This is a genomic window from Paenibacillus phytorum (assembly GCF_013141715.1).
Lineage (GTDB): Bacteria > Bacillota > Bacilli > Paenibacillales > NBRC-103111 > Paenibacillus_E > Paenibacillus_E phytorum.
The window spans coordinates 1-9,599 of record NZ_WHOA01000250.1 but is presented as its reverse complement, the minus strand read 5'-3'; the positions used below and the strand labels follow the sequence as shown (position 1 = coordinate 9,599).

Below are 9,599 nucleotides of genomic sequence, written 5' to 3'. Positions count from 1 at the left end.
TAGTGGCTGCCGTTTCTCAACTAATGGGCAGCATAGTTGAATGATTAGTTGATTTTTCATGGTATAATTAACTGGAAATAATTTCAATTATTATATCATCATCTCAATGGGGGGCTTCCATGAACTTATCTAGCTTTAAAAAACATAAACAATCCATGACGAATATATCCGAAATTTCTCGGGTTACAAAGGGATTCTCCTTCGACGGTAAGTATTTTTTATATGAGGAAGGTGATTTACCCAAATATGTATTACGTACTTCGCCTAGGCAACAGACTCAGCGTAAAATACAAGAGTTTGAAGTTGTTACTAACGTTTACGATATGGGGGTCAAGACTTCAAAACCGATTGAATTCGGTTCGATTGAATCATTAGACATCTGTTATATGATACTGAGTTATGTTGAAGGAGATGATGCCTCTGAGATATTACCTTCCTTATCGTATTAAAACATAATCGTCAATATGAAAGTTACCGAAATTGCGGAGTTAAGCTTCCAGATGAGGACTTAATAATATCTTTTATTAATCAAAATTTAATATACATGAACAATCGCCCAAATCGATTCCAACATGATGATTTCCATCCGAGCAACCTATCATGATTTTTTAAAAATCGCATATTTCAGCCGAGAAGTTAGTATTCCGTTTTGCAATGGGCAAATAAAAGGTTATTTTAATGGAATTGTTCCGCCAGAATTCTGGAAATTGTACGCTTTATATGCGGCCATGATTATCTTCCCAACAATTACTTGGACTCTTAAGGTTGTACCAGAGCAACTCGAATCAATGTTAGCTAGGATTCGTGTTGTATTGGAAGATCATCAAAACTTTGAGAAATTTATCCCTATCTGGTTTAACTCGTAAGCTAACAGGAAACGAATACCAAACAAACAAGAAAGCTGCACCTTGTTTGTTGAGCTAACGAGGAAGACGAAAGATGAAATATTAATTAAGTCAGAACAGATTAAAGAGTCATTTGAGACGTATGATATTCTTTTATCAAAGCCAAATGGATTAAGTACAGAAAATGTATTTTTAAGGACTTTGAATGGTGTAAAGCCTGAGACTTATACAATTAATAAAAATCAATTAATTAGCTTTTATGTCTATTCCTCCAGTCATGAAACTGAAAAAGGACTAAATGAGTTTGAGGATAAGACAACAACGGTAAATCTTGTACCTCACAGCAAATATCAAATAGCGAATGTACTCTTATTTTATGTCCACGAAGGTTCTCCAAAGGATGAACGAGTTGAAAAAATTATTTAGGGATTAAAGGTTAAAAAGTGACTCTTCTTCATTAAGCTAACGCAAAATTATAGCTCAATAAACATCTAGGACGGGGCTGCCAGTAAGAACGGTAGCCACTTCTCACCAAACGGGCAGAATAACGGAGGAATCGAAGACTAATGAATATAGCAGATATCCGATACGAACGCTTCAGTGGAAAAGATTATAATGTCGCAAGAGAATTATTAAGCTATGACGTCGACGCGGGTGAAGACATCCATCGTGTGCTTGCTGAAAAACCGGAATTGTTTATTACCGCATTTATTGAGGATAAGCTTGTTGCACTAGCACAAGTGAACGAACCTTCATCTCAGTCCTATTTAACTGTGTTTGTTGCCCCACAGTTTCGTAGGCAAGGAATCGGTTCTGCAACGGTAAAGTATGTTGAATCCAAATTGCGGGCGGACGGAACCCAAAAAGTAAGGAGTTCCTTTCGGTCTGGTCATCAATCATCTCTTGCGTTTGCGCACAAGCTCGGTTATGATAAATACTTTTCATCGACTTTTATGCAGCGAACCGGCGATCCCTTTCCCCTGGAGGAGCTTCCGGTGAGGCTGTACTCTGACGAAGACTATCTTACCAGTCAGTCGCTGTATGCCACAGCTTTTCATGAAATGCGCGTCCGTGTCGGGTGCTTTCCCGATTCTGTGATTGCCCAGCCCAGTGAAAAAGAACGAGGAGCATGGAATGAGGACGCGGGAGACCGTTTTGTCTACGAAATAAATGGGGAAATCATCGCTTATAGCCATCTTTCTGGTAATGAACTAAGCAGTATTTCCGTCCGTACAGACTTTCAGGGGCTTGGGATCGGAAGAAAATTTGTTATGTTTTCATGCAACGAAATCTATCAGCGCGGCAGTGAAAAAGTTGACCTTTGGTGTGTTGTCGGGAATTATGCCAGAAGTCTGTATGACAGCCTTGGCTTTAAAGAAAAGTATATTATGGAATTCGTGCGGAAAACGCTGTGATTTTTCTAGGGTGGAGAACGAATTGTTGATGAACTAACGCAGAACGTAAGTTCAATTAATAAAGGAGCAGTTTGTTGATCTGCTCCTTATTTTAAAATTAACGAACTATTTCCCGGTTCTTTTGCCGTAAACAGAACCTGTCGGTGATCTTTCGAAATATCGAATGTTAGATATCAAGTTTACGGGTACCGAGCCATTTCACCATTTCAGGATCGCGATGTGAAAAGAATAGGCTCTGTTTCGTATCTAATGTAGTCATCGACTCCATATCCTCTTGGCTTAATTCAAAATCAAAGATATTGAAGTTTTCGGAAATTCTTTCTTTACGAACGGACTTTGGAATCACAACGACTTCTCTTTGTGTCAACCAACGTAAAACCACTTGAGCAACGGATTTATTATACTTTTCAGCTATGGATACCAATAGCTCATTCTGGAACAAGTTATTTTTCCCTTCAGCAAAAGGCGCCCAGGATTCGATCTGAACATTACTCTCTTTCATGAATTTTGCATTTTCGATTTGTTGGTTGAAAGGATGCGTTTCAACCTGGTTTACAGCAGGAACTACTTCATTATGAATGATCAAATCGATCAGACGATCCTCATGGAAGTTACTAACGCCAATTGCACGGACCTTTCCTTCACGATACAATTCCTCCATAGCGCGCCAAGAACCATGCACATCGCCGAATGGCTGATGAATTAAATACAAATCCAAATAATCCAATTGCAATCTTTCCAGTGATTTTCTAAATGCATTTTTTGTGCGCTCATAACCAGCATCCTGAACCCAAAGTTTCGTAGTAATAAATAATTCCTCTCTTGCGACGCCACTCCGTTTGATCGCTCTGCCAACTGCTTCTTCATTTAGATAAGAGGCAGCTGTATCAATCAGCCGATAGCCTGCCATAATAGCGTCATAAACGCTTTGTTCACATTCATTTTGATCTGCAATCTGAAATACACCAAAACCGAGTATAGGCATCTCAACACCATTGTTCAAAATTACTTTTTGCATATAAAATCCTCCATTTTTTAAAAATTATTTGTAAGTCGATGTAATCTTATCCATTACAACCATAATAGGCTCACTCTGTCGCTGCGCGTTTCGAGAACGTACGGGATACGCGGCGGCAACAACGCGACCGATGGGAGCGCCGAAAACGAGTGAGGCGCTAAAACCCAGGGAGATGTTGGACATCGCTTCATCCTGTCGTCCAACAGGTGCTAGATTTGCAGTCAGTTATTGCAGTGGCAAGCGCAAATACAGAGATAAGCTGTCGCCACTGTTTACGATACGCCGACGGAAGAAGCGACCCGTCCAAAAAGCTGATAACGGTCAGCATGTAAATTTTCCAGGTGTTACTCATTACGATGCATTATCTCTCCCTTTTCACATCCTTATTATGCACCAGATGACAAAGAGATCGTTATCCCATTCGTGCCAAATGTTTGCCTAATCCTCTCACTACCACTTATGTAACAGACAAATATGGATTATAATCGAACTATAAAAAATAGGAACAAGGAGAATCAAATGTCTGAAATAATCACTAAACAGCAGAATGAGCTTGTCAAAATCATTGAGCGCTATTCAGAAAAGGACGGTGTTCACCCAACTGCTATTCCGTCCTTATTTTTCATGCGTGTCTCAAATGCGGCCGGACAAAGCTACGGAGTTTACAAGCCTTCCTTTTGTATGGTAGTTCAAGGGGCGAAGGAGGTTTGGCTGGCACAGGAGCGCTTTAGGTACAGTCCTGCCGATTACCTTGTTGCATCCGTTCACTTGCCAGTTACCGCCCAAGTCACTGAAGCCAATCCCGATGTTCCATATTTGGGTTTCAAACTTGAATTTACACCGAGTCAAATCCTAGAGGTTTTACATGATTCTGAATTTCGAGTTGATACGAAAGAAAATCCTAAGCGAGCTATGTTTGTCAGCCAGATAGAATCATCTTTGTTAGATTCGGTCATTAGGTTAGCTCGTTTGCTTGATAATCCTAAAGATATTCCGGTGCTTGCTCCACTATTTACGAAGGAAATTCTTTATCGGGTGCTGCAAGGTCGGAATGGGATTATTTTGGAGCAAATTGTAATGGAAGGAAGCTCAACCCATCAAATCAAAGTTGTTATTGAACAAATCATGAATAACTATGATAGCCCCTTACGGATTGAAGAACTTGCCGAAATAGCGAATATGAGTATTTCTTCGTTACATAGACACTTTAAAGAAATCACTGCGATGAGCCCTCTTCAATTCCAAAAACAGCTTCGGTTGCAAGAAGCTCGGCGCCTATTATTAACCGAGTCGGCGGATGCTTCTGAGGTTGCCTACCGGGTAGGCTACGAAAGTGCATCTCAGTTTAGCCGTGAATATTCTCGCATGTTTGGTTTTCCTCCCAAAGCTGACATGAAGCGTCTGAAGGAAACATATGACCAGGAACAGGTAATTACTGAGCAAGTATCCAGTGTGTGAGGGGCATTCTGACATCCATCTTAATCAGCCTATAGGTTTGGAAATCCCCGCTCGGTAACACTGGGATACGGCACGGAAATTCCTCCGATTATCCTTAAGCAGTTAGTTCGAGCTATATCTAGAAAAGGCCAAATAGAAACTCTCTCTTGAACATCTCATGACTAAAGTCACGAGATTCTTGGGTAGTCCCTTCTAACGGAGAGAAATTTACCAAGCTAACCCTGTCGTTCCGACAGTTCGTGTAAGGTGATTACACAGTAAGTAATCTTTTACCTTCAGAAAGAATATTTAGACTTGCATTGAAGTCTCTATCATGATGAGTTCAACAATCGGGACAGTCCCATTCGCGCAATTTTAGGTCTTTAACGTCTTTGTGCTTATATCCACAGCAGGAGCATAACTGCGAAGATGCGAATGTTTTACCCACAGCCACAACTATGCGACTATACCACTTCGCTTTGTACTTCAGCATCGAGTGAAACATCGACCAGGACACCTCGCTAATTGCCTTAGCTAATTTGTGATTTTTCATCATATTGGATACTTGCAAGTCTTCAACAGCAATGATGTCGTGATTCTTGACAATATGCGTTGAAATCTTTTGCAAGTAGTCCGTACGAGCATTCGTAATTTTCTCGTGTATACGCGCTACTTTGATGCGCTGCTTCTTCCAATTGCTGCTGCCTTTCACCCTACGTGAGAGTTTACGCTGCGTCCTTGCCAGTTTCTCTTCCAGTATGCGAAAAAATTTAGGATTGCCAAACACTTCCCCATTAGATAGAATTGCAAAATCTTTCAAGCCAACATCTATGCCAACTTCTTTGCCTGTTTGGGGCAACACATGGATTTCAACTTCCGCAAGTACAGATACAAAATATTTACCTGATGGATTGCGTCTAACCGTAGCGTTAAGGATACGACCTTCGACTTCACGGCTTTTGGCAAACTTCACAAGTCCAAGTTTAGGTAACTTGATCTGATTGCCTACAACTTCAATGTTTCCATTTGTGTAGTTTGTTTGGTAAGACTGTACAGGATTCTTCTTGCTCTTAAACGTAGGAGCATCGTTTTGTTTTTTGAAAAAGCGATTGTAAGCATCACTCAAATTCCTCAATGCATTTTGTAGAGAAAACTTGTCCGGTTCGTTCAACCAGCCTATTTCTTGTTTTAGTTTGGTGAGTTCAGTTGAGCATGCACCATAACTTAAACCTTTACCTGTCTCATTGTATGTGTCGTTCCATAGGGCTAGAAAACGATTAAACACAAAGCGACTGCATCCAATCGTCTTGTTAATGAGTGTTGCTTGTTCTGGCGTAGGGTAAATGCGGAATTTGTATGCTTTGTGATGCAGCATGGTGAAAACGGGTCTCCTTTCGTCTTGGAATATACATCTATTATAGCACGTATGTTCGCTATGGAGCGTTGTTTGTACCCTTTTCCTAAACATTTGTCAGATAGTTGACGTGGCAAAAGCCACGCCATATCCGAAGTTTTCTAACTCACGACTGAAGTCACGAGTTTGCGAAAACTGTTCATCGATGTTTGATGGGGAACTTTATTTGGTTTTTTTATAATTCATAAGTGTTCTTTCACGTGAGAGAAATAGGCAAACATTTAAGATGATCAGGATATCGATTTCTTATTGATTCATTGCATAATTAAATTACGCATGTTCTGTCATTTTGGACGAACCAATATGCCGGTTAACTATGCTGGGTATGTAACTTGGCATATTGAGGTGATGTTTGAAAAACAGATCAGGCAATACATGAAATACGCGAAGAACCTACAAACCTTCTGCAAACAGTATTCTAAAATGCCGTAGTGGCTAATTTCGGAGGAGGAAAACATTGAAAAAACTTTTATTACTTGCCTTTGGTTTAGTTACTGTCTTTACATTCTCTGCATGTGGAAGTGACAACAATGACATGACAAACAGTAATCGGCATGCAGAGCAGTCTGCAACTGATAGTGCTATGACAGACAGTGGTCGGGAAACAGAGCCGTCTGGAACCGACAGTGCCATGACAGAGAGTACTCAGCAGGCGGAACACCCTGGAACTGACAGTGAACAAGTTAAACTCCCTGAGAACTATGATAAGGGCGTGCTCTATACGACTGTGAATCGTGGAAATGCCAAAGAGCTGCTCTATACGAGTCGGGAAACTATCGAAGCGGTGAAAACCGGCAAGCCGTTCCCCAGCGGAACCGTATTGACTCTCGAGATCTACAGGGATGGAAAACTATCCGACATTTTTGTTTCGGAAAAGCGCGCTGGGTGGGGCGATCAGAACCCTCCTAATAAGAGCAACGGAGATTGGCGATACCAGGCTTTCACTGCTGATAAATCAGTTAATACCAAGAGAAACATCGAGAGCTGCATTTCTTGTCACGCAAGTCAGGTACGGGATGACTTTGTATACACCTACAACCAAATGGAGAGTTTCAAACTTGAGGATTTTACGGCATCGCAGAATAATAGTACGGAATCGAGGCTTGCAGATCGGGAGTTAAATGCATTAAAAGCTTACATGGCTACTCTATCATCCGAAAAAACCTCATATGATAATAAGTTATGGAGGTAATTTTTTGAATCCAAATATGTTTATTAAGCTGGTCATTGACCTTATTATGACAGTATCCATGCTAGTAGCGATGGCTTATCCTATTACCGGAAATATGGTCCATGAACTAGTTGGTGTTGTTTTGTTTGTATTGTTTATGGTTCACAATTTCTTAAATCGACGATGGTATAAAACGATTTTTAGTGGAAAGTACAAGGTTCAACAAATTCTTAGCATAGCGGTAAATTTGCTATTTCTCTTAACGATTGCTGCTGCACTGATTAGTGCGGTGCCGATTTCACGTGACATACTTCCTTTTATTCCGATGAATAATGAAATGATCGTGAGGCAGATACATGTTCTGAGTGCTTATTGGGGATTTATACTCATGGCTGTTCATATAGGAATCTCGTGGGGAAGGATTATTAATGCAGCGAGAAAAATGACGGGAATCATCACTACAAGCCGTGTACGCACAATTGCGTTTCGTTTCTTGGCGGTGTTAATTGTTGTTTATGGTGTGCAGATTTCCTTTGAAAGAGATATGGGTTCTAGGTTGCTCATTTATAATCCATTTGGGTATTGGGGCTTCGATGAAACCGCCTTGAGGTTTGTAATAGATTACCTATCTATCATGGGGATCTATATTTGCGGTACTCATTATACTTTGAAATATCTTCAGAAACATGAAAAGGCTAAGGCTTAAAAGTAGATAATGAAAAAGCGTGGGATAACGGTCTCTTTTTTATTTGTGCATATTAAAGATGAACTTAAACTTCTGTATATAGAAGAGTAAAAATAAAAAAAGTGGAAGTAGGGATACTAAATGTCAGATTCTTCAAAAGAACTTACTGTCGCACAGAAAAACTTCGGAGATTTTGCACCAAAGATTGTTGAATTAACCGATGATGTTTTATTCGGAGATGTGTGGAAACGTAAGGAGCTTACTCCACGTGACCGTAGTTTAATTACCGTATCTAGCTTAATTACTGGTGGGAATACGCAACAATTGAAATCCCATTTAAACTTAGCAAAACAAAACGGTCTTACGGAAGAAGAACTAATCGAAGTAATGACCCATCTTGCTTTCTATGCAGGTTGGCCGAAGGCAATGTCAGCCATGACGGTTGCAAAAGAGGTATTCTCAACAGAAAAATAACAATAACGAAAGGAAATACTAGGAGCAGTAATTTTTGGATAATCATAAAAGAATAATAAAAAGCTCTTGGAGAGGTGAATTATTTTGGAAATTCGTTCTTTAGGACAAACGGGATTAAAAGTAACTAATCTGTGTTTGGGCACGATGACATTTGGCAATCAGGCAGACAAAAAAACCTCCTTCGAAATACTTGACAAGGCGTTCGACGCCGGAGTGAGTTTTATCGACACGGCAGATGTATATCCCATTGGGAGGGCTTCTTATGCCAACGCAGGTGCAACCGAGTCGATTATCGGGGAATGGCTAGAGAGTAAACGAGACAAAGTGGTGCTAGCATCAAAGTGTTTTGGTACGATGGGATCCGGAGCAAATGATCGTGGGTTGAGTAGGAAGCATATCATAACATCCGTTGAGGATAGCCTCCGCCGTCTAAAAACGGACTACCTCGACCTCTATCAAGCTCATCAATTCGACCCAAGCACACCTATGGATGAGACTTTACGTGCGTTTGATGATCTCGTTGAGCAAGGCAAAGTCCGCTACATAGGTGTATCAAATTGGCGTGCTTGGCAGGTGGCGAAAGCAAACGGAATTGCTGAAAGAAAAAATTACGCCCGTATAGTGAGCATTCAGCCTCGCTACAATCTCTTGTTTCGAATGATTGAGGACGACTTGGTTCCAATGGCCCTTGATGAGGGGATTGGCATTATCAGTTACAACCCACTTGCAGGAGGCATGTTGACAGGCCGTTATAGGAATAATGCAAGTGTCGAAGAGGGGACTCGTTTCGGACTCGAAAACAATGCGGGTTCGTTGTATCAGGAACGTTATTGGCAAGAAGCGCAGTTCGACGCTGTTGAAAAGTACCAGGCCTGGTGCCAAGAACATCACTGTGATCCAACAACGACGGCCGTACGTTGGGTTACACAGCAACCGGGAATCACCTCCGCCATCATTGGTGCGAGTCGTCCGGAGCAGTTGGACGCGAGTCTGCGTGCTGCTGACATGGATAAATTAACGGAACAGGAGCTAGCTTGGCTCGATGGACTCTGGTTTGCTTTACCTCGTAGGCGCGAGTTTAGTTAAACTCAAGGTGAAAGAGCAGTAAAATTATAAAAAGCTTGTTACGCTAACGAGGAA

11 protein-coding genes and 1 pseudogene are annotated in these 9,599 nt (G+C 41.0%); 9 read left to right on the top strand and 3 right to left on the bottom strand.

Translation table 11 applies throughout. The features are described 5' to 3' along the window. Nucleotides 1-119 precede the first annotated feature (119 nt). From GC098_RS40660 to GC098_RS38080, 4 genes are all read left to right on the top strand, one after another. Entirely contained in the window at nucleotides 120-449 is a 330-nt protein-coding gene (locus GC098_RS40660; protein WP_246359213.1) for a phosphotransferase, read from the top strand. 123 nt (nucleotides 450-572) lie between these two features. Next, complete coding sequence (locus tag GC098_RS40655) at nucleotides 573-866, top strand: hypothetical protein (protein WP_246359212.1); 294 nt, start codon at nucleotides 573-575, stop codon at nucleotides 864-866. Nucleotides 867-908: 42 nt separating this feature from the next. Beyond that, on the top strand, nucleotides 909-1,271 hold the full coding sequence (locus GC098_RS40650) for a hypothetical protein (RefSeq protein ID WP_246359211.1): 363 nt from the start codon (nucleotides 909-911) through the stop codon (nucleotides 1,269-1,271). Nucleotides 1,272-1,411: 140 nt separating this feature from the next. After that, nucleotides 1,412-2,260 (top strand): GNAT family N-acetyltransferase, encoded by an 849-nt coding sequence (locus GC098_RS38080; RefSeq protein ID WP_171649528.1) that lies wholly within the window; start codon nucleotides 1,412-1,414, stop codon nucleotides 2,258-2,260. 166 nt (nucleotides 2,261-2,426) lie between these two features. Here the strand turns inward: GC098_RS38080 and GC098_RS38075 are convergent, their stop codons facing one another. Together GC098_RS38075 and GC098_RS38070 are read right to left on the bottom strand one after the other, a co-directional pair. Next, nucleotides 2,427-3,278, bottom strand: a complete 852-nt coding sequence (locus GC098_RS38075; RefSeq protein ID WP_171649527.1) for an aldo/keto reductase — start codon at nucleotides 3,276-3,278, stop codon at nucleotides 2,427-2,429. Nucleotides 3,279-3,302: 24 nt separating this feature from the next. Beyond that, nucleotides 3,303-3,461, bottom strand: coding sequence for a hypothetical protein (locus GC098_RS38070; RefSeq protein WP_171649526.1), 159 nt, complete (start codon nucleotides 3,459-3,461; stop codon nucleotides 3,303-3,305). Nucleotides 3,462-3,797: 336 nt separating this feature from the next. Here GC098_RS38070 and GC098_RS38065 point away from each other — a divergent pair, with 336 nt between their 5' ends. Beyond that, nucleotides 3,798-4,736, top strand: a complete 939-nt coding sequence (locus tag GC098_RS38065) for an AraC family transcriptional regulator (RefSeq protein ID WP_171649525.1) — start codon at nucleotides 3,798-3,800, stop codon at nucleotides 4,734-4,736. Nucleotides 4,737-4,986: 250 nt separating this feature from the next. Here GC098_RS38065 and tnpB read toward each other — a convergent pair. Continuing rightward, nucleotides 4,987-6,090: pseudogene (tnpB, locus tag GC098_RS38060) on the bottom strand (IS200/IS605 family element RNA-guided endonuclease TnpB). Nucleotides 6,091-6,586: 496 nt separating this feature from the next. Between tnpB and GC098_RS38055 the strand changes: the two are divergent. The 4 genes from GC098_RS38055 to GC098_RS38040 all read left to right on the top strand — a co-directional run bounded on the left by GC098_RS38055 (nucleotide 6,587) and on the right by GC098_RS38040 (nucleotide 9,545). After that, a complete protein-coding gene (locus GC098_RS38055; RefSeq protein WP_171649524.1) occupies nucleotides 6,587-7,321 on the top strand; it encodes a cytochrome P460 family protein in 735 nt (244 codons plus the stop codon). A 4-nt stretch (nucleotides 7,322-7,325) separates the two neighbouring features. After that, on the top strand, nucleotides 7,326-8,006 hold the full coding sequence (locus GC098_RS38050; RefSeq protein ID WP_171649523.1) for a DUF4405 domain-containing protein: 681 nt from the start codon (nucleotides 7,326-7,328) through the stop codon (nucleotides 8,004-8,006). A gap of 120 nt (nucleotides 8,007-8,126) precedes the next feature. After that, the gene (locus tag GC098_RS38045; RefSeq protein WP_171649522.1) at nucleotides 8,127-8,459 is read left to right on the top strand and encodes a carboxymuconolactone decarboxylase family protein; all 333 of its coding nucleotides are present in this window, start codon (nucleotides 8,127-8,129) and stop codon (nucleotides 8,457-8,459) included. Between the two features lie 84 nt (nucleotides 8,460-8,543). Further along, entirely contained in the window at nucleotides 8,544-9,545 is a 1,002-nt protein-coding gene (locus GC098_RS38040; RefSeq protein WP_171649521.1) for an aldo/keto reductase, read from the top strand. Nucleotides 9,546-9,599: the final 54 nt, after the last annotated feature.